At 51.6% G+C, this 22,810-nt stretch carries 21 protein-coding genes and 1 pseudogene; 6 read left to right on the plus strand and 16 right to left on the minus strand.

Features of this window, described 5'->3' with window-relative positions; translation table 11 throughout:
* Positions 1-7 precede the first annotated feature (7 nt).
* Positions 8-178 carry a hypothetical protein gene (locus tag IPG22_21865; protein ID MBK6590923.1) on the plus strand — a complete coding sequence of 57 codons (171 nt, stop codon included), beginning with the start codon at positions 8-10 and terminating at the stop codon, positions 176-178.
* On the opposite strand, the gene IPG22_21870 is transcribed toward IPG22_21865, so the two are convergent.
* The 12 genes and pseudogenes from IPG22_21870 to der form a co-directional block, all read right to left on the minus strand.
* Positions 150-1,028: a hypothetical protein gene (locus tag IPG22_21870; GenBank protein ID MBK6590924.1), complete on the minus strand. Its 879-nt coding sequence runs from the start codon at positions 1,026-1,028 to the stop codon at positions 150-152. The two genes, IPG22_21865 and IPG22_21870, sit on opposite strands and share 29 nt — an antisense overlap.
* Positions 1,029-1,190: 162 nt before the next feature.
* Positions 1,191-1,667: a biopolymer transporter ExbD gene (locus IPG22_21875; protein MBK6590925.1), complete on the minus strand. Its 477-nt coding sequence runs from the start codon at positions 1,665-1,667 to the stop codon at positions 1,191-1,193.
* A 54-nt stretch (positions 1,668-1,721) separates the two neighbouring features.
* Positions 1,722-2,165: a biopolymer transporter ExbD gene (locus IPG22_21880; GenBank protein MBK6590926.1), complete on the minus strand. Its 444-nt coding sequence runs from the start codon at positions 2,163-2,165 to the stop codon at positions 1,722-1,724.
* A 47-nt stretch (positions 2,166-2,212) separates the two neighbouring features.
* Positions 2,213-2,963, minus strand: a pseudogene (locus IPG22_21885) (MotA/TolQ/ExbB proton channel family protein).
* Between the two features lie 94 nt (positions 2,964-3,057).
* Complete coding sequence (locus tag IPG22_21890; GenBank protein ID MBK6590927.1) at positions 3,058-3,882, minus strand: TonB family protein; 825 nt, start codon at positions 3,880-3,882, stop codon at positions 3,058-3,060.
* A 381-nt stretch (positions 3,883-4,263) separates the two neighbouring features.
* Positions 4,264-5,361, minus strand: a complete 1,098-nt coding sequence (secF, locus tag IPG22_21895; GenBank protein MBK6590928.1) for a protein translocase subunit SecF — start codon at positions 5,359-5,361, stop codon at positions 4,264-4,266.
* Between the two features lie 33 nt (positions 5,362-5,394).
* Positions 5,395-5,700 (minus strand): MMPL family transporter, encoded by a 306-nt coding sequence (locus tag IPG22_21900; GenBank protein ID MBK6590929.1) that lies wholly within the window; start codon positions 5,698-5,700, stop codon positions 5,395-5,397.
* An 18-nt stretch (positions 5,701-5,718) separates the two neighbouring features.
* Positions 5,719-7,083 (minus strand): protein translocase subunit SecD, encoded by a 1,365-nt coding sequence (gene secD, locus IPG22_21905; protein ID MBK6590930.1) that lies wholly within the window; start codon positions 7,081-7,083, stop codon positions 5,719-5,721.
* 1 nt (position 7,084) lies between these two features.
* A complete protein-coding gene (gene yajC, locus IPG22_21910) occupies positions 7,085-7,387 on the minus strand; it encodes a preprotein translocase subunit YajC (GenBank protein MBK6590931.1) in 303 nt (100 codons plus the stop codon).
* Positions 7,388-7,441: 54 nt separating this feature from the next.
* Positions 7,442-8,608 carry a tRNA guanosine(34) transglycosylase Tgt gene (tgt, locus tag IPG22_21915; GenBank protein ID MBK6590932.1) on the minus strand — a complete coding sequence of 389 codons (1,167 nt, stop codon included), beginning with the start codon at positions 8,606-8,608 and terminating at the stop codon, positions 7,442-7,444.
* A gap of 96 nt (positions 8,609-8,704) precedes the next feature.
* Positions 8,705-10,024, minus strand: a complete 1,320-nt coding sequence (locus tag IPG22_21920; protein MBK6590933.1) for a redoxin domain-containing protein — start codon at positions 10,022-10,024, stop codon at positions 8,705-8,707.
* A gap of 208 nt (positions 10,025-10,232) precedes the next feature.
* Positions 10,233-11,591, minus strand: coding sequence for a ribosome biogenesis GTPase Der (der, locus tag IPG22_21925; GenBank protein ID MBK6590934.1), 1,359 nt, complete (start codon positions 11,589-11,591; stop codon positions 10,233-10,235).
* Positions 11,592-11,631: 40 nt separating this feature from the next.
* Between der and IPG22_21930 the strand changes: the two genes are divergently transcribed.
* Positions 11,632-12,153, plus strand: coding sequence for a DinB family protein (locus IPG22_21930; GenBank protein ID MBK6590935.1), 522 nt, complete (start codon positions 11,632-11,634; stop codon positions 12,151-12,153).
* A gap of 10 nt (positions 12,154-12,163) precedes the next feature.
* Positions 12,164-13,816, plus strand: a complete 1,653-nt coding sequence (locus IPG22_21935) for a M1 family metallopeptidase (GenBank protein ID MBK6590936.1) — start codon at positions 12,164-12,166, stop codon at positions 13,814-13,816.
* A gap of 224 nt (positions 13,817-14,040) precedes the next feature.
* On the opposite strand, the gene IPG22_21940 is transcribed toward IPG22_21935, so the two are convergent.
* From IPG22_21940 to IPG22_21955, 4 genes are all read right to left on the minus strand, one after another.
* The gene (locus IPG22_21940) at positions 14,041-15,276 is read right to left on the minus strand and encodes a hypothetical protein (GenBank protein ID MBK6590937.1); all 1,236 of its coding nucleotides are present in this window, start codon (positions 15,274-15,276) and stop codon (positions 14,041-14,043) included.
* Positions 15,277-15,441: 165 nt separating this feature from the next.
* Complete coding sequence (locus IPG22_21945) at positions 15,442-16,164, minus strand: hypothetical protein (GenBank protein MBK6590938.1); 723 nt, start codon at positions 16,162-16,164, stop codon at positions 15,442-15,444.
* Between the two features lie 83 nt (positions 16,165-16,247).
* Positions 16,248-17,216, minus strand: coding sequence for a KpsF/GutQ family sugar-phosphate isomerase (locus tag IPG22_21950; protein ID MBK6590939.1), 969 nt, complete (start codon positions 17,214-17,216; stop codon positions 16,248-16,250).
* Positions 17,216-18,064 carry a hypothetical protein gene (locus IPG22_21955; GenBank protein ID MBK6590940.1) on the minus strand — a complete coding sequence of 283 codons (849 nt, stop codon included), beginning with the start codon at positions 18,062-18,064 and terminating at the stop codon, positions 17,216-17,218. Before IPG22_21955 ends, IPG22_21950 begins: the two co-directional genes overlap by 1 nt.
* A gap of 97 nt (positions 18,065-18,161) precedes the next feature.
* On the opposite strand from IPG22_21955, the gene IPG22_21960 reads away from it, so the two are divergent.
* From IPG22_21960 to IPG22_21970, 3 genes are all read left to right on the plus strand, one after another.
* The gene (locus IPG22_21960; protein ID MBK6590941.1) at positions 18,162-19,193 is read left to right on the plus strand and encodes a ligase-associated DNA damage response exonuclease; all 1,032 of its coding nucleotides are present in this window, start codon (positions 18,162-18,164) and stop codon (positions 19,191-19,193) included.
* A 106-nt stretch (positions 19,194-19,299) separates the two neighbouring features.
* Positions 19,300-20,916 carry an ATP-dependent DNA ligase gene (locus IPG22_21965; protein MBK6590942.1) on the plus strand — a complete coding sequence of 539 codons (1,617 nt, stop codon included), beginning with the start codon at positions 19,300-19,302 and terminating at the stop codon, positions 20,914-20,916.
* Between the two features lie 299 nt (positions 20,917-21,215).
* Positions 21,216-22,778 (plus strand): hypothetical protein, encoded by a 1,563-nt coding sequence (locus tag IPG22_21970; GenBank protein ID MBK6590943.1) that lies wholly within the window; start codon positions 21,216-21,218, stop codon positions 22,776-22,778.
* The last annotated feature ends 32 nt before the right edge of the window (positions 22,779-22,810 follow it).

Consider the following 22,810-nt stretch of genomic DNA (forward strand, 5'->3'; position numbering starts at 1 on the left):
AAGGATAATGGACAAAGATAAGCAGAAAGAAGCGGCAAAACTCCTATCGTCCTTATCTATCCGTTATCCTTTGTCCTTCGAACTTGGAAAAAAAGGTGGTGCCCAATCAAATGAGATCGGGCACCACCTGAGTTGGAATGAAAAACCAATTACTTTTTATTCGCCGCTTCTTTCTTAGCTCCTTCTTCCTTAGCGGCCGTTCGATCGTCGATCTCCTTCTGCATCTTCTTAACTACTTCGCTAAGATCCGTAAAGTTCTTACGAGCCGCATCCGCATCAGTCTTCAGGCGATCGCGGTCAGCGGTTCTACCGTCCATTTCAGCTATCCGCATCGACTGGAAAAGTAAACTCGCTTTATAAGACCTTGCCGATTCAAACACTTTGAGAGCGTCCTGGGTCTTAGCTAGATCCGCGTCCGACATAGGCTTTACATCGATCGACGATGCCTTTTTAACGGCGTCGGTCTCAAGAGCGACTGCCTGATCGATCAGGGCAGTACCTTCCTGAGTACACTTGACCAAGGCTTCGTAATCCTCTGGTTTTGCCGGCTTCACAAACTGAAAAGCCTGCTTCCCATCCTTGGTAACCGTTTTCTTTGTTGCCTCGGTGTCAGAAATATCATTGGCACAAGTGTTCTTCTTAGCTGCTAATGACGTAATAGCCTCCGCCCTCTGCTCAGGCGGGATCGATGTGTCAGTAGAACGCTTGGTCACCCACGCCTGCCATTCATCCGTTTTTTGCAAATTTTCATACAAACTGGCAATTGCCTTGTATGAACTCTGGTCCTTCGGATCGATAGCAAGAGCTTTCTGGTACTCGGTAATAGCCTGTTCGGCCTTGCTCTTATCCTGGCGGTTACCGATGAAGATCGAATGCAGAGTTCTGGCCAGGAAAAGCTGTGCCATCTTGCCCTCTACATTTTCACCCTTCGGATCGCGGGAAACCGCCTGACGAAAAAGCTTTTCAGCCTCCGGAAATTTACGATCCTTGTAGGCTTTCGACCCGTCCACAAGATCTTTACGGGCCATGACCCGATTATAATAAGAGCAATTCGTTCCGATCAATACTGTCGTCAGTAGTAGAACAAAAACCCCAATACGAGAGAATCTCATCATTTGACTCCATTCACCGCCTTAGATACCAATTGCCCATCCAGGCCTGCGCCCGTGGCAACCGATCCTCGGCAAAAATTAATCTGTTAAATCATCGATCTGAAGACCGACGGGCGACGCACCGGCTGCTTTTGCGGCATCAATTACTTTAACAACGTCACCGTACCGGACTGATTTGGGCGACTTGATAAAGATCGTCTTCTCAACCTCGTTCGTACCCTCGCGGAAAACGCCGTTGTTCTCTCTGTCCTTGAAGATCTCTTTAAGCCGATTACCAAGCTTTTCCGTATCAGAAACGTCGCCAAACGGCTCATTGTTGAGCGTTATGCCTTTCGTTTCCTTGCTGATCGACACTACCAAAGTGAGCGGATTTGGCTTCACATTGGCCTGTGGCTGATCTTTCGGTTCCGCGGGCACCTTTGCCTCAAAGCGACTCGGCTTGAGCGGCGTAATGACCATGAAGATGATGATGAGCACGAGCAGCACATCGATCAACGGAGTTACGTTAATGGAAGGTTTGGCTCCAGCGGAGCCGCCACCTGTGGACATTCCCATAGCTTTATACTTCCTGAAAAAAAATACTTACGAAGCTGACGGCTTCGGCCGCCCCTATTTAGGTGCGTCTCCGCCCTTCTTTTTGTCAGCGACCAGTCCGATCTTATCGATGTCCTGCTTACGGATCGTCTCAATGGCCTGAACCACCCGTCCGTATTCGACATCCACACCGCTCTTGATATATACAATGCGTTTTTCCGGCGTTTTTCCTTCCATACGCCGTTTGATCACATCTCCCAAAGCATCGAGCGGAAACTGTTCCTTGCCGATATAGAAATTGCTGTTATCCGGGATCGCAATGATCACAGAAGTATCCTTTGCAATATCAGCGTCTTCATCTGGACTCACCATATCCCTCGGAAGATTAACGGAAACACCCTGTTGAAGGAGAGGTGTGACGATCATGAAAATGATCAGCAGCACCAACATCACATCAACCATCGGGGTTACGTTAATTTCCGAGTTATATTCGGAATCGCCACCTATTTGTGCACCCATGCCAGTATTTCTCCTGAATGATCAAAAAATTACAAACTCGCGATCAACTAGCCGCGCAGAGCTTTCGAACGCTGTTTGATGAAGTAGTCGACCAATTCTGAGGCCGAGTTTTCCATCTCAACGCTGAAGCTGGTCACCTTGCTGGTGAAGTAGTTAAACAGCCATACAGCCGGGATCGCCACGAGAATACCGAAAGCGGTAGCAACCAGAGCTTCTGCAATAGCACCACCCACAGCGCCGATACCGGCGGACTCGTTAGTTTTGAGAGCCTGGAAAGCACCGATGATACCAACGACGGTTCCGAACAGCCCAACGAAAGGAGCGGTAGAACCAACCGTAGCTAGACCCGACAACCCACGCTTCAACTCTGCAGTCTTAACGGCGATCGCACGCTCAAGAGCACGCTTCGAAGCTTCCATTTCGTCAGCCGAGATGTCGCTGTTCCCCTGGTGAGCAGCAAATTCCTTAAGACCCGAGGGAAACAACCATCGCGAGGTGCGAATCTTTATGCTTGTCGCCGATATTGATCGCTTCGTCAATGTTGCTGTTCTTAAGAGCCTGAGCAACCTTCGGCGCGTACTGACGCGACTGCTGCTTAGCCTTGCTGTAGGTCAGAAAGCGTTCGATCCCGACCGCGATCATGTAGACTGACTCGATCAGAAGTGTGATGATAACGCCCCAACCCGGAATGGTCAGACTTTTTGCGATATCGTAAATACCGAACGAAACTCCCTCGCCGGTAAACATCAAGAATAAGCCCGAAATATCCATACCGATCAGGCTGCCTAAAAGTGTCATGGTTTTTCCTCCAAAGAAATCGAAAATTTAATATTGCAGTTATTAAGCGAGCGGGAAACTCCAACAAAGGGTTTCCCGCCTAATCTTGTGCTCCCTAAGGAACGAAATTGTAAGTGATCACACCCGATACTTTGACCGGCTGGCCGGAAAGTAGCGTCGGGCTGAATCGTGCCCCGCGTGCGGCGCTTTCAGCAGCAGCTCGGAGCAGTGGATGCCCACTGACGGCGCTTGCAGAAATAACGCTTCCCGCCTCGCTGATGACCACCTGAACGCTAACGGAACCGCCCGCACGCACAGCCTTTGCAGCGGCTGGATACGCCGGTTTCGGCAGGCTCGTAGCCTTACCGTTCAGCACACCCTGAGAAACCATCTTGGGCACAGGCTTCGGCGTAGGGTCAGCTTTGGGCGGCGGAGGTGGTTCATCATTGTCATCATTGCCAGTTTTACCAGTTCCAGTACCAGTAGAGAGGCCGCCAGTACCGCCGTCACTTACTACCTGAGCTCGGCCAGAATCCACTTTCGCCCCGGTATCGGAGTCATTGGACCCAAGCTTGGTCATTCGATCAAGCCTCATTTCCTTTACAGGATTTTTTGCGGTACTGATCACATCAGGCGGCTTAACCGGGCTCTGCATGATGTTCTGGATCAGCTCTTTACGAACATCAACGTCCGGCTGCTTAGCCTGCTCCGGCTTCTTCTCGGGCTCCGGCGGCGGTTCCTCGTCTGGAACCGGAACGGGGGCAACGAGGGTGGTCAGAGCGAGATCATCGCCGCCCATGCCAAAGTCCTTCCCAAACAGGCTAACTGTCCACATGGTCAGCAGCGTGAAAACGGCGAGAACGCCAATCCCCAGCAGGAATTCGCCCTTGCGGCGATTTTCACGTGAGTTACTTTTTGATTCAACAAGTTGATCGAACATCTTACTTCCTCCCTTTTTCCGGTGCCAATTTAGGTCAAGGGTTACGAAACCGTATTACTACAGAAATTGTGTGGTCAATATCCCAAGCTGTAATCGCTTAACATCGCGATATCAACTTGAGAGACCTTACCTGAGCTTTACCTTTAATCACAGAGAGCGGATCGACGGACTAGCGCCAGTCGAACACAAAAAGTTCTACGTTTCCAATCCCACGTTCAGACAAGGTCGAACCGGTAATGGTAAAAGCAAAGCGTTAATTGACCAGCAACGAAAAGAAGTCTAAAAGTTTAGCGAATGAAAGTCAAGAATAAGTGTCTTAATTTCATCCCAATTTACAGTTCTTTACAAAAAATACTTATCGATGTAGCTCCGTCTATTTCCCTATCGAGTTACCGGGCGACGGGTAACAGAACGGCGTGCCGAAGAAGCCATTTTGTCACCACCTTGCGGGGCTATAACTTCTTTAACAGCCGCAGAACCGATCTTGCTTTGCCACCAGATAGCGATCGGGCTGGCGATGGCGATCGTCGAATAAGTTCCCGTGATCGACCCCACAAAAAGGGCTAACGAGAAACCGCGAAGAACTTCGCCGCCAAACAAGACAAGCGCCAAGACCGCGAGAAAAACAAGTCCGTTCGTCACGATCGTACGTGACATGGTCTGGTTGATCGATTCGTTTGTCAGGCTGTAGAGCGAACGGCCGCGATGCAGCGTCAGGTTTTCACGAATTCGGTCAAAGATAACGATCGAGTCGTTAACCGAGAATCCAACCAGCGTGAGGAGCGCAGCAAGGACTGTCAGGCTGACCTCCCACTGGAAGATCGAAAAGAAAGCGAGCGTGATCAGAACATCGTGAAAAACGGCAATCACCGCTCCCGCTGCATAGGTCCAATCGTAGCGAAACGCAATGAACAAAAGGATACCAACAAGGCCCAGAAGGGTCGCAATGACTGCTTGATTTCTGAGCTGAGCACCGGCGACCGGGCCGACCGAATCCGTTCCTACGATCTTGTAAGCAGCGTTTGCGTCATCCGCAAGCGACGTTGCCCCTTCAGCCTCTTTACCAAAGGTGTCGAGAGCTTTTTTAACAGTCGCGCGGCCAAGATTGACCTGCGAAGCGTCCGAAGCCGCCGTCGCCCCATCCGAAGCGGGAGTTTCGGCGTTGTTTTCAAACAAAGGAACTTTGATGAGGACCTCGTCCGTCTTGTCCAAAGACGACTGGATCACGGCATCATTTACGCCCTGAACTTGCAGAGCACCTCGAATTGCGTCCTCGGCAGGCTTTTCCTTAAACTTTGCCGTGATAACGGTTCCGCCTTGGAAATCTACACCCAAGTTGAAAGCATCGGTACCACCAGGAGTGAACTGACGGCCGATAGCCGAGCCAAGTCCTGCAAGCAGGATAGCAATAGAAACAAAGATCAGCGGCTTGCGCCAGCCCATCCAATCGACATTAATGTTCTTAAAAAGTTGCAGCATCTTTCCCTTTTGTTTTGGACGATCCAAAACTTACTAAATACTAATGGTCTCCATCTTGGTGTTACGACGCGTCAGCCACATAAAGATGGTTCGCGAAACGAAAACAGCGGAGAAAAGATTGATCAAAAGCCCGAGTACGAGGGTGACAGCGAAGCCACGGATCGGCCCTGAACCATATAGATACAAGATGGCCGAGGAGAGGATCGTCGTGATATGCGTATCAATGATCGTAATAAACGCTCGGTCAAAGCCCTGGTCGATCGCGGACTGCACATCTTTTCCTGCAGAAAGTTCTTCTCGGATACGCTCAAATATCAGAACGTTCGAGTCAACGGCCATACCAATTCCAAGGATGAGTCAGGAGATACCTGGCAGGGTAAGCGTTGACTTAATGGTAATCAGGGCCGCAAGGGTAAGCAACATGTTCAGAAGCAGAGCAACAACAGCATTTACCCCAGCTCCGCGATAGTAGAACAACATGAAGATGATCACGAAAACCACGCCTCCAAGCGAGGCTTCAACGCCAGCTTTAATGGAATCCGCTCCGAGGCTCGGTCCAACGGTTCGTTCTTCCTGGTATTCGATCTTCGCCGGCAGGGCTCCCGATTTGAGGGTGAGTGCAAGGTCCTCAGCCGAAGCTTTCGTGAACCGGCCCGAGATCTGACCGGTGTCAAAGATCTGAGATTTGATGTAAGCAGCAGATTTGACCTCGCCGTTAAGAACGACCGCCATGTAGTTGCCTATATTCTTTCCGGTCCAATCTCCAAACTTTGCGGCACCTGCAGGCTTTAATGAGAATCCGATCTCAAAATCGCGGTCTCCGCCTGTACGAGAGATCGCATTGGCCTCACGAAGCTCGCTGCCGTCGACGATAGCCGGATACTCCACCACTACAAACTGTTTCGGCTTGTTAGGGTCGGCCGGCTTTGTGGTCGCATTGGACGGCTCGTCCCTATCAGAGTAAGGAAGGATCTTTCTATTCGGCGGAACCGCGCCGCCCAGAGACTGCTTCGCGGCTTCCTCCGTTGGATACGTAGCAACAGGCTGAGGGTTCGGCGGGCTAACAACCTTCATGAGGGTCAAATTTGACTCGGCTCCAATAAGGCTCTTAACGCGTTCCGGATCATCAACACCAGGCATTTGAAGAAGTATCTGCCCCGAAGACTCGGCTCCGTGCTTTTGCAGGGTAGGTTCCTTAACGCCGAAAGCGTTAATACGGCTTTCGATGATCTTCAAAGCCTGATCGACGGCCTGACGTTTGAGAACGTCCTGGGCCTGATTCGGCAATGACCACGTGATCGTCGATCCACTCGTCGATTCGGTCCAGCTTGCAAAGTCAACCTTCTTCTTGACCTCGTCAATTACCGCCTGTGACTGAGCTGGATCAGATAGTACGAGCCCTACCGCGAAGCTGCCATTCTCAGCTTTTATCGTATTGCTCGTTACGGGTAATTTAGCGTCCTGAGCAGCACTCAAAGCAGCCTGAGCGTTATTCTCAGTCAAATTCTTAAGGTAATCATCCGTTTTAACTCGCATGACAAGATGCGAGCCGCCTTTCAGGTCGAGGCCGAGATTAATATTCTGGGCGAGGTTGTCCTTGACCCCCTGCCAGGTAAAATCGGCTGATGTCGGAGTTCGACGAGGCCCGAAGACAAGATATATGCCCGCAAGCGTAATGGCGATAATGATCACCGTTCTGATCCATAAACCGGTATTCTTCATACTACTCTGCTTTCTTGCCGACGACGGCAGCTTTTCCAATTTCAAGAAATGACTTTTCGGCACTTTGAATAATAAAACTCGTTTCTCTTACTTCCTTGATCGTCCCGATGACACCGCCGTTAGTCACGACCTCATCATTGATCTTAAGCGATGCGATCAGGTCCTGAAGCTGCTGCTTCTGTTTCTTCTGGGGAAGGATGACCAGAAAGTAAAAAATTCCAAAAATGAACACGAAGGGTAACAGCGTCCAAATGATGCTGCTGCCGCCCGCCGCGTCCTGAAACAGAAAGAGGTAAATATTCATTGTTACGATTGCCTAAAGACAAAGAGAAAATGATATACATTTACTTCTGCTTAATCAAACGCCGCTAGTCTCGTTCTGTTTTAGTTTGTAAGTAAATTCGGTTCTAAATGCCTGAAATCGTGATTCTTTGATGGCTTCGCGTGTTTTTCTCATCGTTTCGAGAAAAAACGCGACGTTGTGATGCGAGATCATTATCGAAGCTGTCATTTCGCCAGATTGATAAAGATGCCTCAAATAACCGAGCGAATATCGCCTGCAAACCGAACATCCGCACTCAGGATCGAGCGGACCACTATCGGTCGCGAATTTCGCGTTGCGGATATTAAGCTTCCCTTGTGATGTGAATGCACTTCCCGTCCGGCCGTTACGAGTTGGTATCACGCAATCAAACATATCGACTCCGCAGTTTACCGCTTCGATCAGATCTTCTGGCGTACCGACGCCCATCAAATATCGCGGAGCGTCCTTCGGCATCTGCGGTGCGATAAAATCAAGCACCTCATACATTACCGATTTCTCCTCACCAACGCTCAAACCACCGATCGCATAACCGTCGAAGCCGATCTCTACCGTTCTTTCCAAGCTCTCTTTTCGAAGATCCAGATGTCCTGCACCCTGAATAATGCCGAATAGAGACTGTCGGCCGCCATTGAGGAGGCCTGTATCCATTCCAACTTCTTGTAGCTCATTGAATCTTGTTTTCGATCGCAGTGCCCATCGTGCCGTCAACTCGAGGCTCGATTTGGTCCGCTCATGTCCTGCATCGCCTGGCGGACATTCGTCAAAGACCATCACGATCTCGGATCCTAACGCTGCCTGGATCTCCATCGAAACTTCCGGTGACAGGAATTTCTTACTTCCATCCAGATGCGAACGAAATTCAACGCCCTCTTCAGTCAGTTTTCTAAGATCGGTGAGCGAAAAAACTTGAAACCCGCCTGAATCCGTCAAAAACGATCGGTTCCACGAGGTGAATTTATGAAGCCCGCCCATCTGCCGCAGCGTTTCGACGCCGGGCCGCAGGAATAAATGATATGTGTTGCCAAGAATGATCCGTGCGTCCAGTTCATCCTCAAGCCACTCGAAACGAATGCCCTTGACCGAGCCCTGCGTACCGACAGGCATAAAAACAGGCGTCTCGATCACCGAGCGCCTGGTTGTAATGACTCCCGAACGAGCGTTGCCGTCGTTCGCGATGACTTTCCAGTCGATTGGATGCATGTATTTGTGTGAACTTTTAAGCAAAGCCGCAAAGAAGCTAAGACGCAATGCAAGTCATGTCAGAACTCCGATACCCAAAGCGACTTTGCGTTAGAACTATTTCTTCCCAACTAAAGACCAAATATTCGCAGAGCCGACGGCAGTTTCCGAGATAATCTTCCCTTCCTCATTAACCAGCACTGCAGATGGGGTGCCGAACATGCCGAAGCCGGCAGCGGTCTTGTATCCTTCATCGAGGATAACGGGCGAATTTAGCTGGAACTGTTCGTGAGTCTCCTTGTCGCCCTCAGAGAAGAGCACCAGGTCAGGAGCATCCTCGCCTTTTGTTTTATCCCAGACCTGTAGTTCTTCCATCATGCTGCTACAGAACTGACATGTCGTGCTCCAGAACGTAACAAGCGTTTGTTTGCCTTTGAAATAATCGCTGTCTATTACCTGTCCTTTGATGTCCTGGATCGAAAAGTCCGGCACGCTCTCGCCGATCTTGTTGTGATCGTGATCGTGGACCCGAGCGAAATATGTGAATTCGCGATCCAGATCTTCTGACTTCAGTTGCTCAATGAGCGAGCGGATGGCATTATCGCCAGCCGTCGGATGGCTCGCGACGCGGCCGTTTGCATCCATCAGAATGACGGTCGGCGTCCATTGAGCTTTTACCGCTTCCGCGAGTTCACGCTGCTTTTGCAGAAGGATCGGCCGCATCGGATCGTTACCGAATTTGTCGATATTATCCTGAGCTTTTCCGTTGCTGACGAAAACAATAGTAACCTTGCCCATTAGCTCTTTTCGCCACTGATCGATCTCAGGGATCAGAGCCTTGCATGGGTTACATGTCGGGCTGACGAAAAAGAAAAGCGTCGGCCTTCCCTGCTCCTTTAATTTGGCGAGCGAAACGGTGTTCGCGTTTACATCCAGCAGTTCAAAATCAGGAAAATGTCCGCCTATGGGCAGGCCTTCGTGCGGATGCGTCAACTCTTCGCGAGCGACCTCGCCGCCTTCCTGCGAGACGAGTTCCATCAGTTCGATGCGCCGCATGATCTGAACCTGCTGTTCCGAGATCTTCTTCAAGAAATAAACAACGGCTGCAAGCAGCCCGATCACAGCTATCCCAATAACAAACTGCATAACATCCTGATTTGTACTTGCAAGATTCACACCCTGATTCGCCCGCCCCGCAAAGATCAAAATCACCGCGATTGCAAGTAAAGCGACATTCCGCAAAATGCTCGTCACGCCGACTGGCTCGCTATGGATCTGCCCGAAACAATGGCAATCCGGTGCATTGCCCTTGGCAAGCTGATAGATCATTCCGCTCGTAAACACCGCAAAAAGCCCCGCCGCACCAATTGCTCCGAACCACGAAACTTCAACAAACAAGAGCGTGATAGCAACAGCGATCTCGGAGATCGGAAGCAAATAAACAGAGGCGGGAATCAACGATTTTGGCACTCCGAAATCGTTGAGAGCTTTTTCCGAACCTTCCCGATCCGCGAGTTTCCCGAATGCAGCGACGCCAAAAACGGTTGCAAGAGCAAGTCTTAGAACTAAAAAAGAATTTCCATTTGACCAAATAAATCTTACGAAATGGAACGGGATTCACAAACCTTCGTGGCCACTGTACCCGTTAATCCTTCTTATTCTTAACCTTATGCCTCTCGACCAATCGGATCGGCGTGCCAAAAAAGCCGAACTCCTCACGCAGTTGATTCTCGATATATCTTAAATACGAAAAGTGCAGCTTCGAGCCCATTTTGCCGCCTGAGGTGAACAAAATAAAGAGCGGCGGACGAAGGCCGGCCTGAGTGAGGAACTGGATCTTGAGCCGCGACATCCCGCCCTTGACCGGAGCTGGTGTGCCGCCGCCTTTGGGTTGTGAGATCGTTTCCTCGAAGAATTTGTTGAGCCGCGATGTTTGAATGCGCTGGTTACGCGATTCGTTGGCCTGTTTCACCAGCGGTAGAATTTTCGCGACACGCTGGCCATTTAATGCCGAAGTTGTGACGATCGGGGCCCAGTCAAGGAACTTCATCGCCTCGCGGAGCGTCCGTTCGAATTCGTAGATCGTATTTGTCTCTTTTTCCTCAAGAGCGTCCCATTTGTTGACGACAATAATTACCGAACAGCCTGAATCAACGGCGTAACCGGCGATATTCGCATCGAGATTCGTCACACCTTCGACAGCATCGATGACAATGATAGCGACGTCGGCGCGTTCGAGCGATTTACGGGCCATGATGACGGATAACTTCTCGGCCATCTCGGTCGTCTTGCCCTTTCGCCGGATTCCCGCCGTGTCGATCAGCGTGTAATCTTGTCCGTCAACCGTTAGATGCGTGTCGATCGAATCGCGTGTGGTTCCGGCGATCGGCGAAACGATAACGCGTTCCTCACCCAGCAATTTATTGAGCAGCGAAGATTTACCGACATTCGGACGGCCGATGATCGCGAGTTTTATGTCCTCGCTCTTTTCTTCCTCGACCTCTTCCTCAAACTCAAGATGATCAAAAACCAGATCGAGCAGATCGCCGATACCTGTGCCGTGCTCAGCCGAGATCGGAGCGATCTCAAAGCCAAACTGGTAAAACTCACCTGCTTCATTCTCAACCGTTCGCGATTCGCATTTATTGGCAGCGATAATGATCGGTTTCCCAGTGTTGCGGAGCAGAACGCCAAGTTCCTCATCGAGCGGTATCACACCGGCCCGCGAATCGAGAACCCAGATGATCGCCACCGATTCATCGATCGCGAACGATGCCTGTTTAAAGATGTTCGACGGGATAATGGCTTCGTCATCGGGCACGATCCCACCTGTGTCGACCAGGCGAAAAGTCTTTGCCCTCCAGTCGACATCGCCAAACATACGGTCGCGCGTAATGCCAGGCTCATCGCCCACGATCGCCTTGCGGGCGCCGACGAGGCGATTGAACAACGTAGATTTTCCGACATTTGGCCGGCCAATTATGGCAACTAGCGGAGCTTTCATTAGTTTGATTCTAGCAAACGATGCGTATAATTAGTGAATCATGAAATTCGAACTCGATTCCGCGACCGAGATCCTGCGCCAAACGCCCGACATGCTGACGCAAATGCTCAGCGGCTTATCAACCAAATGGACAGTCACAAAAGACGACAAAACCGACTGGAGCCCGTACGACGTCGTCGGCCATTTGATCCATTGCGAAGAAACCGATTGGATACCACGGGCCGAGGTGATTCTAGCCCAAGGCGAGGATAGAACATTTCCGCCGTTCGACCGTTTTGCTCAGTTCGAAAAGTATCGCGACCAGTCGCTCCCTGAATTACTTACCGAATTCAAACGAGCAAGAACCGAAGGCCTCGCAACCCTCGCAGCTTGGAATTTAACACCGGAAAAGCTCGCCCTTCGCGGCGTGCACCCTGACCTCGGCGAGGTCACGCTCGAGCAATTGCTATCAACCTGGGTCGTCCACGATCTCGGCCATATTCGCCAGATCGTCGTCTATATGGCAAAGAAATATGAGGATGCAGTCGGGCCGTGGAAACAATTTTTGTCGATACTCAAGTAAACTAGATCAAATGCAAAATAAGCCCTTTTCGATCCGTCTAACATTATCAGCGATACTGGTCGCCTTCGCCGTCTCCGTCCCATTTTTCGCCCAGACCGACCCAAGCAAAGCAAACCTGCTTCGTGGCGAATATGGTCGTTATCGTGCAAACAACGACCTAATAAATTACAACCTATCTGTACGCATCGACCCTGTCCAAAAGACGATCAAGGGCACGAACACGATCAAGTTTAAGATGCTCAAGGACGACAATCGGATCCAACTCGATCTCTATGACAATCTGAATGTCGACAAGATCTCAATGGGCTCGAAAGCGTTGAAATACACGCGAGATCTCGGCACGGTCTACGTCGATTTCCCACAGATGCTGAAGGCGGGCAAGGTTTACTCGATCGATTTCGGTTATTCAGGAACGCCGAAAACCACGGGAAGGTTTGGCGGTTTCGTATTTGGAACCGATCCGAAAGGCCGCCCGTGGATCTTTACCGCCTGCGAAGGCGAAGGTGCGAGCATTTGGTGGCCGAACAAGGATACGTGGCACGATGAGGTAGAGAACATGAAGCTCAGCGTCGCCATCCCAAGCGATCTCGTTGACGCGTCTAATGGCCGCTTTATCGGCAAAAAAGACCTCGGCGACGGCTATACTCGTTGGGATTGGATGATCAACTATCCGATCAATAATTACAACGTCTCGGTAAACATCGGCAAATACGAGCATTTCAGCGATAAATACAAAGATCTGACGCTCGATTTTTATGCGCAGCCTGAAGATCTCGACAAAGCAAAAACGCAATTCGCTCAGGCAAAAGGCATGATCGAGGCGTTCGAACATTATTTTGGCGAATATCCATTCAAAAAGGACGGCTACAAGCTCATTCAGGTTCCTTACTCAGGAATGGAACATCAGAGCGCGGTGACGTACGGTAATTTGTTTGAAAATGGCTACCTAAAACGTGACTGGACGGGCGTCGGCATCTCACCGAAATTTGATTTCATCATCATCCACGAAAGCGGCCACGAGTGGTTCGGCAACGCCGTTTCGGCGGCAGATCGAGCCGATATGTGGATACAGGAAGGCTGGACGACGTACCTGGAATGCCTTTTCGTCGAGTACTCATACGGTCACGACGACTACATGAAGTACACCAACGCCTACGTCAAAAAGATCCAAAACCGCACGCCGATCATCCCGCAGCGAGGCATCAACGCCACGCCGCCGCAGGATATGTACTTCAAGGGAGCGTTATTCATTCACACACTCCGCAACATCGTCGATGACGATAAGAAATGGTTCGCGACAATGAAGGATTTCTTTCAGAAATTCAAATATCAAAACATCATGACCGAGGACGTCGAGGCATTTTTCAGCGAGCGAATGGGACGAAATATGAAAGCAGTTTTCGATCAATATCTGCGTAGGACCGCCGTTCCAAAACTCGAACTCCAGATCCTCGACTTCACCGGCAGAATGTCCTACCGCTGGAAAGCTGACGAACCCGGATTCGACATGCCCGTCAAGGTCGGCACGAAAAACAACTGGACCGTGATCTACCCGACGACAATATGGAAATCGATGGATACGGCGGTAAAGCTCGAAGACTTTCAGGTGGCGACGGATCTTTTTTACGTGGAATTCAGCAAGGTCGAGGCTCAGACCGACTGACTGGAGCGAAGCTCGACTGGAGCGGCAAGCATCCCTGCTTGCCACACGGCGGCTTCCGCAGTGTTACGATGCTTAGTGTCCTTCAACGCCTTATTAACCGCCGCGCACAAGCGGTTTGCAACCGCTGGAAAGCAAGGATGCTTGCCGCTCCAGTCGAGCTTAGCTCCAATCAAAAAGGCTGCCCTCGCGGACAGCCTTTTTCTATTTGATCGATCTAATGGTCGTTAGAAGATCGCGATATTCAAAACCGCTTCGAGAATATTCCCAAGCAGTGAGTACCTGCCGTTCGAATAGTTTCCGTACTGATTCCGGCCATTATAGCCATCCTCATAACCGCGTCGGAATCCTTCGCGGAAGTAGTAGTTGTATTCGTCATAGCCGATCGCATAGCTGTCATAGCCGATAGCGGCATCCTGGTACCCGTACGACTGGTTATAGCCGCCGTTCCAATTATCCTGACGGTCAGCCTGTCCGGCGTAGAAGCCTTCTTCGTAGCCGTTCTGCATCGCCTGCTGCAGCATCTGGGCACCGTATTGGCTAGTGTAGTAATACTGGCCGCCGCGGTTGTAGCGATAATTGTTGTAGTAATTATCGTAATACTGAGCCTGCTGCAAACGCTGCTGGTCGCGTCTCAGGCGTTCCCAGTAACGCTGCTGATATTGCAGATACGAACGGCGTCGCTGCTGTTCGAGATAACGCTGGCGGTCACGCTGAATGTTCTGAGAATTATTCCAACGCTGGTTGTACTGATTCAGACGCTGCTTTCTTAGCTGTTCCTGCTGATCGCGATTGTACTCAGTGTATCTGCCGTTCTGTCGGCCGTTATTTCCATTATAACTTCCGTTGTTGCGGTCGTTATTCCGGTCATTCTGCCACGTCGGGTTCTGCTGCTGGCGTTTGCGTTCCTCAGCACGTTGGCGTTCGAGCTGGTTGTCACGATCCTGCTGTGAATTCCACTGCGGATTCCGCGAATTGTTGTTCACATTCGCCCGACGCTTGGCTTCCTCAGCCTGACGCTCCTGCATCTGACGCTGCTGGGCCTCACGATTTTGACGATCCGCGTTCTGCTGATTGCGATTTTGCTCATCGCGGCGGCGCTGTTCGTTTTGCTGATTCTGCTGATTTCGGTTCTGCTCATCACGGTGTCGCTGCTCATTCGCCTGATTTTGCTGATTCCGCATCTGCTCCTGACGCTGGGCTTCCATCCTCTGCCGCTGTTCCTGCTGACGACGTTGGTCGTCGCCATTGTCACGTTGCGGCGGCTGTCGCTGGGGTTGGGGCCGCTGCTCAGGCTGGCGAGCCTTCTCCTCCGAACGCGGCTGCTGCCGTTCGGCCTTTTGCTGATCGGGCTGTTCTTTTCCGCGATTACGCTGAGCACTCGCATCGATGGCCAAAAGCCCGGTCACCGCACCAAGGCTGAGCATCGATATCGCTAGATTTTTCTTTAACTGTTGCTTCATATAACTTCTCCCTGTTTTAACCGGGCGAAATAATTCCGTCCTGCTGATGTATATGGCAATAGCCGTACCAAATGAAAAAAGCCCCATTTTATGGAGCTTTTAACGGATCGTTATATTTTACAAACACTAAATGGTCAGCAAACTCAACCATTTCGGTTGGGCGGCTCAACCTTTCACAAATTCATATTCCACACGCACATTCAACGCTCCCGCACCGACCTCCGGCTTGATCTTCTGGGCCTTCATCCGAAGCGTTCCAGAGCTCTGAACCGGCACACCAAACGAAACTTTATCGAGGCTCATGATCTCGATCGGATTAAGCTTTTTGTCGATCGAGCCCTGGATCAACTTCGCGATAACCGAACCGCCAATGCCGCCAGTGCCATTGAGATTCACGTTATAAACACGAACGCGGCCGACAAGCTTTTGCGTATTCTGATCAAATTCCAGATCCAGATTCGCCTCGGCCCAACCCGCAAACTCAACACACCCGATCAGAGGCGGAGCATAATTCCCTGAAAACGCAAGCGGTACATAGATCTTGCCATCACGGAATTTTACAGCGGTACGTACACCCTTCATCTCTCGAAGAAGCTTCACCGATTCGTTGCAGTAAGGATTTTCACCGCTTAGCCGTAGGGAGCCGGAGTCGGCAGGCCAAAACGAGCTTCCCCACCCAAATCCACTCTGCGTCTCCGCTCCTCCGCGGTAAACATCCGTCGAAGCCATCGAAAACTCCGGCGGATCAAAATTCTGAAACACCGAATCCAAAAGCGAATCAAAAAACGCCTCATTCAGACTGATAGTAACCTCAGCCCGCTGAGCACTAGCCGCCGATATTAACAAAAAAACCGCCAAACCGGCGGCAAAGGCTCGTTTGTACATCATATTTTGCTCTCAGTGATTACCATTTTTGAATCGTAAACTATGTCTCAGATGTAGCATCACGGCTCCGTGTTGTTTCCTTTTGTTTACAGCCCACTCCTCACCACATCATGCAATCTAAGCAATCCGACGCAGATCCCATGACCATCCACGACGGGCAAGACCGAGATCTGCGAAGGGCGGTCTTCCATTATTCTAAGTGCTTCGAAAGCAAGCATTTCCGGCGAGCCTGCGATCGGGGAATGCGTCATCATATCTTCGGCTGTCAGCGACGAAAAGTTGTCGGGTGAGGTGCGTTCGATCGTTCGGCGCAGATCGCCGTCGGTGACGATGCCGAGCAATTCCCCATTTTCTTCGACTATATTCACGGCTCCAAGTGCGTGGGTTGAAATGGCTTTGACGACCTCAAGCCAGCCTGAGTTAGGCGAAATGTTTGGGCTAGGATGCATTAAGTCGGAGACTTTTAACGTCAAGCGTTTGCCGAGACGTCCCGCGGGATGATTTGCCGCAAAATCTTCCTGCGTAAGGCCTTTTGATTCCATCAGAGCCATTGCAACCGCATCGCCGATCGCGAGAGCGACGGTTGTCGAGGCCGTCGGTGCGAGGTTCAGCGGACACGCTTCTTTATCGACCGAGCCATCTAGAACAACATCAGACCCGCGTGCAAGCGTGGAATTTACATTCCCGACGATCGAAATGATAGACGAACCACGCTGTCGCAGCGAAGGCAGGATCGCGAGGACCTCATCCGTCTCGCCCGAATTGCTCAGGGCGATCACTACATCGTCACCCGTGACAACGCCAAGTCCGCCGTGCAGAGCATCCGAGGGATGAACATAGATCGCCATCATTCCCGTGCTGGTCATCGTCTGCGCGATCTTTTGCGCGATCACGCCGGATTTGCCAACGCCGACGACGACGGCCTTGCCCTGACACGCCAGCAATATTTCAAGAGCTTTTTCGACACTCGCTCGGTCGAGATTTGCCGAGGCATTGCTGATCGCATCGGCCTCGATTCTCAGGATCTCAACAACCTTTTCGTACGTGTTTATCACTAGTTTATTGCCGGTGGAACTGGCTTGAAGATGTCTAAAACGATACGCCAACGGCCGTTTATCAGCTTCCAGATCTGCATCACGTTCCCGCGTTCGATGGCCTTTCCGTCCACCATTTTTGTGTAAGTATTTGTATTATACGCAAGGTCTGCCGAGCCGAAGAACGAACTCCGTTTCGGCATCACAAACGTCGCCTTTTCGCTTTTCAACGTCGAGACCAACGCCTTTTTCCCGACGATGGGAGCCATATCTTCGCGAAATGCCCGAACGTCATATACGGCATACATTTCGTACGCTTTGCCGATGCCTTTCTCAGCCATGGCGGTGAAAAAGCCGTTAGCATTGTCCCCGGCCGAGCTGTTCTTTTCGTTCAGATCTTTTTGCTTATTCGCAGCGGTTACCCAATCGCTCGAATATTGTTCCGGCTTTTTGTGTCCGACACCGATATCGATGACAAACTTGTATTCCCCATCCGGCTGTCGCAGCCAAACGGTGATGAATTCGCCAAAAGCTCCCGGTTCATCGCCCTTGCCCTTCGCCCGAAATTCCCAGTTCCCAGTCGTGTAGCCGAGAATCCCGTTTGCCGAAATATCGGCATAATTTGGAGCCCAGCTTAGCAATCCGTTACCAGGCCCGCGACTGTTCCAATGCTCTTTCGCGTTTACCTTTTCAGGCAAAAATAGCAGAGCATCGCTTGCAGAGAACTCCAAAAACGCCGCTTTCGTGCCGTTTTCCTCAGCAAATTTGGCAAAAGCGTGTTCCGTATCCACGATCTTTTGCACATCCGCCTGGGCAGATGCTGCGAAGATAGAAATGAGAACAATAAAGATGCCGACGATAACTTTCATCGAAGCAATATTACCACACGAGCTTCGGTCGTTTAGAAGACAGTCTGCTCGAAACTGGCGGAGCATACTTTCAGGCGGGACGGTGTAAAATATCGATATGAAAAAAGGCAGCCTGATCTCGCTGACACCGCGAGGCTTGTATTGTGAAAAAGGCGATTTCTACGTCGATCCGTGGTTGCCGGTCGACCGTGCAGTCGTCACGCACGCACACGCGGATCATGCATATCGCGGCAGCAAGAACTACCTCGTCGCCGCCGAAGGCGAGTCCCTAGCCCGCATTCGCCTCGATCCGGAATCAACGATCACAGGGCAGAAATACGGCGAAATCAGTGATATCAACGGCGTAAATGTCTCATTTCACCCCGCCGGGCACATCCTCGGCTCAGCTCAGGTGCGGGTGGAATACAAGGGTGAGGTATGGGTCGTTTCGGGCGATTATAAGCTGACGCCGGATGCGACGTGTGCACCGTTCGAGCCTGTTAAGTGCAACTATTTCATCACCGAAGCCACATTCGGCCTGCCGATCTACCGCTGGCCTTCGCCCAGGAAAGTATTCGCCGAGATCGATGAATGGTGGCTGCGAAATCGCGAGAACGGGAAAGCATCGGTCGTCTTTGCCTACTCGCTCGGCAAAGCCCAACGCATCCTGAACGGCGTGGATCGCTCGATCGGCCCGATCTTCACACACGGCTCCGTCGAACGCCTCACGCAAGCCTATCGCGAATCGGGCATCGATCTGCCCAACACGACCTACGTCGGCAATGTCACCGACAAAAAAGAATTTGCCGGTTCTCTGATCGTCGCCCCGCCGTCGGCACAAATGTCCACGTGGCTGAAACGCTTCGGCCCCCAATCGACCGGCTTTTCCTCCGGCTGGATGATGGTTCGCGGCGCGAGACGCCAACGAGCCGTCGACCGAGGCTTCGTACTCAGCGACCACGCCGACTGGCCCGAACTAATGACCGCGATCACATCAAGCGAAGCGGACACCGTCTACGTGACGCATGGATTTTCTGAAGAAGTTGTCCGCTGGCTCAACGAAACCGGAATGAATGCCGAGCCGCTGAAAACCAAGTTCGTCGGAGATGCGGCGGACGAGGGCGTTTTAACCGCAGATGAACCCGGATGAACACAGATAAGAAAATGATTAGGACAACTACGACAGATTTATCTTGGTTTTATCCGTGTTCATCTGCGTCCATCTGCGGTTAATTTTCTTCTGACTTCACACGATCATGAAACTTTTCACCGACCTCTACGTCGAACTCGACCAGACCAACAAGACCAATGAAAAGGTCGAGGCGATGAGGTTTTATTTTGAGCGCGCCTGTCCGCATGATGCCGCTTGGGCGTTGTATTTTCTGTCGGGTAGAAAGCCCCGGCAGATCGTGCCTTCTAAAAAATTGCGCGAATGGTCGCTTGAGCTGTCCGGCATTCCTGAATGGCTCTTCATGGAATCACGGGACACGGTCGGCGACAGTGCCGAAACGATGGCTCTGCTGCTCCCCAACATCGCCGAAATGGACGACACGCCGCTCCACGTACTGGTCGAAGACCAATTGCTTCCGCTCAGATCTTCGGATGACGAAACACAAAAACAAGCCGTCACCGAAGCCTGGTCGCGGATGAACTACTCGCAGCGTCTCGTCTACAACAAACTGATCACCGGAGCATTTCGCGTCGGCGTTTCTCAGCTTTTGGTCACGCGTGCTTTGTCCCAGGTTTCCGAACTTCCGACCGACGTGATCGCGATGCGTCTGATGGGCGAATGGACGCCGAGTGCCATATTTTTCACCGAACTCCTCAACCCGGAACTCGACACCGACGAAACGCCGATCGCACGTCCGTTTCCATTTCACCTGGCACACCAAGCCGATTTCCCGATCGAAGATCTGGGCAATGTCTCCGACTGGGAAGCCGAGTGGAAATGGGACGGCATCCGGGCACAAGTCATCAAACGTGCCGACGAAGTTTTCATCTGGTCACGCGGCGAAGACCTGATGACCGAGCGTTTCCCCGAGATCGAAAACGCCGCCCGGGATCTGCCGAACGGAACAGTAATCGACGGCGAAATTCTGCCGTGGCTAGATGGCCGAGTACTGCCATTTACCGAACTGCAGAAACGCATCGGCCGCAAAAATCTGTCCGCAAAGATCCTGACCGAACTGCACGTGATCCTGCAAACCTATGATCTGCTCGAATACGAAGGCCGCGACATTCGTACATTCGACTTCAAAACACGGCGTGAATTGCTCGAGAAAACGATCGCCGAACTCGCGTCAGAAACGATCCGCCTAACCGATCCCGTCGCAGCGGCGAGTTGGGAAGACCTAGCCAAAATAAGAGAACAAAGCCGCTCGCTCGGCGTCGAGGGCTTTATGCTCAAACAGCGAAGTTCACCCTACCGAGTCGGCCGCCATCGCGGCGATTGGTGGAAATGGAAGATAGACCCGCTCACTATCGACTGCGTCCTGATCTACGCCCAAAAAGGCTCGGGCAAACGATCTAACCTGTTTACCGACTACACTTTCGCCGTCTGGAAAGGCGATGAACTCGTCCCGTTCGCCAAAGCCTATTCCGGCCTGACCGATGCGGAAATAAGAAAGGTCGACAGGTTTATTAGAGATAATACCGTTGAGACATTCGGCCCGGTGCGAAGCGTTAAACCCGAACTGGTGTTTGAACTCGCATTCGAAGCGATACAACGTTCGACCCGGCATAAATCAGGTGTCGCCGTGAGGTTTCCCCGCATCTCGCGCTGGCGTGAGGATAAAACGATCAAAGATGCCGATTCGCTCGGGACGATACACGAGATGCTCGATGCTTTTTCTAAGGGGGGAAAATCTGCATAAAAAGGCCGACTCTTTTTGTGAACTTTTGGTTTTTTTACTTTATGCCTAACTTTACCAAAAAATCCGGCATGAAAAGTGTGAATCGATTCACACTTTTCTCTAGTTCAGTGTTAAGACCTCGATAAATACTGGGTCGGAGTGGATCTTGATATTCCAGCCCCGCACAAATCCGACGATCGATTGGTAGAGTAAAAGCAGCTCTATTTGAGCGACTTTTGCGGGTTTGGTAGAGGTATTTGGGAGATTGGTCGAACGTATGCAGAACAATTTGAACTGCTCGCGAAAACGATCTTGAATATATGAAAAACGACCGTCCCGTTTCTGACATCACCGACCTTGCCGGGAATCGATATCCGCATTTGAAACTAACTGCGGAACGTTTCCCGCGCCTGCTCGCGACTCGGCGGATCGAGGAAGATGGAGACGAATATTTCGGGGCGTTCCTCACGAAAACGGCGGTCCGCATTCTTATCGATCTGCTCAACAAAAACTTTCGCCTCCGAAGCTGCGAGATCGATATTGACGGCTCATTCCCGATGCCCTGCACGCAGTTCTATCGCCGCAGGTGCGCAGCCCCGTGCGTGGCGAGCCTTTGTTCCGAAGCCGAATATACCGAAATCGTCGGCCTCGTCCGCTTTGTGCTCCATAACAACCAAGTACTCTTTCACAAAGCTATCGGCACGATCATCGAGCGCTATTCCAACGAACTGGAATTCGAAGAAGCAGCCCGATACCGCGATATGGCTCTCGCTATCGACAAATTCTGGGCAAGTGACCGCATTCAGGTTTGGCTCGACGACACGGTTGATACCTTCGCCGTCGAAGATACGCCGCAAGGCACGGCGATCTATCTCGTCTCACACCGCAATCGTCGCGTGCTCGCCCGCAAAGTATTCGCCATCGATCGCGAAGATTACGAAACCTCGGACGAGGCCCTAGCCCGAATCATTGATTCGTTTTATCTTTTTCATCTACCAAGAGAGATCCGCGTTTCGCGAGATTTTCACGGTCGCAAGGCACTCGAATGGCGCCTGTCGGACCGCCTTGATCGGCACGCAAAGATTACCGTCGTAAACCCCAAAACCAAAGGGATCAACGCTTACCGCGGCCTGATGCTGAGCCACGACGAACACGAACTCGACAAAGCAAAGCCGCTTGCATCAGCTGAGATCATTTCGGCGAAACTGCGCAGAATATTCGATCTCGAATCGCGGCCGATGCGGATCGAGGCATTTGATGTTGCTCACATTTCGGGGACAGGCTTCGTCGCGGCTTCGGCGGTTTGGGTGAATGGGCGGTTTGTGTCTGAGGAATACAAAATTCAGATCTCAGATCTGAGATCTGAAATTTCCGTGCTTGCTGCATCGGTTCGATTGGCTCTGACAGAATGCAGGGACGCCTCTGTTGCGTCGGTACCACCTGCGGTAGCGGGTGGGGTCTCGGCTCCAGGCTTCAAGTCCCCGCCAGCTACCGCAGGCGGTACTGACCCGATCCGACCAGATCTGATCGTCCTCGACGGGGGTAAGCCTCAGCTCAATGCGGTCCTGGCGGTGGTTGCCGACATACCGAACCGTCCGCCTATCATCGCCGCAGTAAAACCAGCGGGCAAGCATTCCTCGATCGCCGCCTTCCTGACCGAGGACGGCGGATCGGTTGCTTTCGACGTGGAATCACCAGCACACAATATGCTCCTTTTATTGCGCGACGAAGCCCACAGCCTTGCGAACAGGATCCATCGCGATTACCGCGAAATGAAACCATTCTACGAAGCCGCAGGCCACGAAGAACCTCTAAGTGTCCCTATCAGTTTACACGCCCAAAACGGCGGGGCGGAGGATCTGATACCGATCGAAAGTCGCTGATTTCGCGGCTATGCCGCTCTATTTGCGGCGAA

The organism is Acidobacteriota bacterium, assembly GCA_016703965.1.
Taxonomy (GTDB): domain Bacteria; phylum Acidobacteriota; class Blastocatellia; order Pyrinomonadales; family Pyrinomonadaceae; genus OLB17.

What these genes read in the sequence shown, in the direction of transcription:
- IPG22_21970 (MBK6590943.1), top strand. Translation starts at nt 21,216, where the DNA reads ATGAAAAACGACCGTCCCGTTTCTGACATCACCGACCTTGCCGGGAAT.
- IPG22_21965 (MBK6590942.1), top strand. Translation starts at nt 19,300, where the DNA reads ATGAAACTTTTCACCGACCTCTACGTCGAACTCGACCAGACCAACAAG.
- IPG22_21870 (MBK6590924.1), bottom strand. Translation starts at nt 1,028, where the DNA reads ATGGCCCGTAAAGATCTTGTGGACGGGTCGAAAGCCTACAAGGATCGT.
- secF (MBK6590928.1), bottom strand. Translation starts at nt 5,361, where the DNA reads ATGCTGCAACTTTTTAAGAACATTAATGTCGATTGGATGGGCTGGCGC.
- IPG22_21900 (MBK6590929.1), bottom strand. Translation starts at nt 5,700, where the DNA reads ATGGCCGTTGACTCGAACGTTCTGATATTTGAGCGTATCCGAGAAGAA.
- IPG22_21930 (MBK6590935.1), top strand. Translation starts at nt 11,632, where the DNA reads ATGAAATTCGAACTCGATTCCGCGACCGAGATCCTGCGCCAAACGCCC.
- IPG22_21890 (MBK6590927.1), bottom strand. Translation starts at nt 3,882, where the DNA reads ATGTTCGATCAACTTGTTGAATCAAAAAGTAACTCACGTGAAAATCGC.
- IPG22_21955 (MBK6590940.1), bottom strand. Translation starts at nt 18,064, where the DNA reads ATGAAAGTTATCGTCGGCATCTTTATTGTTCTCATTTCTATCTTCGCA.
- secD (MBK6590930.1), bottom strand. Translation starts at nt 7,083, where the DNA reads ATGAAGAATACCGGTTTATGGATCAGAACGGTGATCATTATCGCCATT.
- IPG22_21960 (MBK6590941.1), top strand. Translation starts at nt 18,162, where the DNA reads ATGAAAAAAGGCAGCCTGATCTCGCTGACACCGCGAGGCTTGTATTGT.
- der (MBK6590934.1), bottom strand. Translation starts at nt 11,591, where the DNA reads ATGAAAGCTCCGCTAGTTGCCATAATTGGCCGGCCAAATGTCGGAAAA.
- IPG22_21940 (MBK6590937.1), bottom strand. Translation starts at nt 15,276, where the DNA reads ATGAAGCAACAGTTAAAGAAAAATCTAGCGATATCGATGCTCAGCCTT.
- IPG22_21945 (MBK6590938.1), bottom strand. Translation starts at nt 16,164, where the DNA reads ATGATGTACAAACGAGCCTTTGCCGCCGGTTTGGCGGTTTTTTTGTTA.
- yajC (MBK6590931.1), bottom strand. Translation starts at nt 7,387, where the DNA reads ATGAATATTTACCTCTTTCTGTTTCAGGACGCGGCGGGCGGCAGCAGC.
- tgt (MBK6590932.1), bottom strand. Translation starts at nt 8,608, where the DNA reads ATGCATCCAATCGACTGGAAAGTCATCGCGAACGACGGCAACGCTCGT.
- IPG22_21875 (MBK6590925.1), bottom strand. Translation starts at nt 1,667, where the DNA reads ATGGGAATGTCCACAGGTGGCGGCTCCGCTGGAGCCAAACCTTCCATT.
- IPG22_21935 (MBK6590936.1), top strand. Translation starts at nt 12,164, where the DNA reads ATGCAAAATAAGCCCTTTTCGATCCGTCTAACATTATCAGCGATACTG.
- IPG22_21880 (MBK6590926.1), bottom strand. Translation starts at nt 2,165, where the DNA reads ATGGGTGCACAAATAGGTGGCGATTCCGAATATAACTCGGAAATTAAC.
- IPG22_21865 (MBK6590923.1), top strand. Translation starts at nt 8, where the DNA reads ATGGACAAAGATAAGCAGAAAGAAGCGGCAAAACTCCTATCGTCCTTA.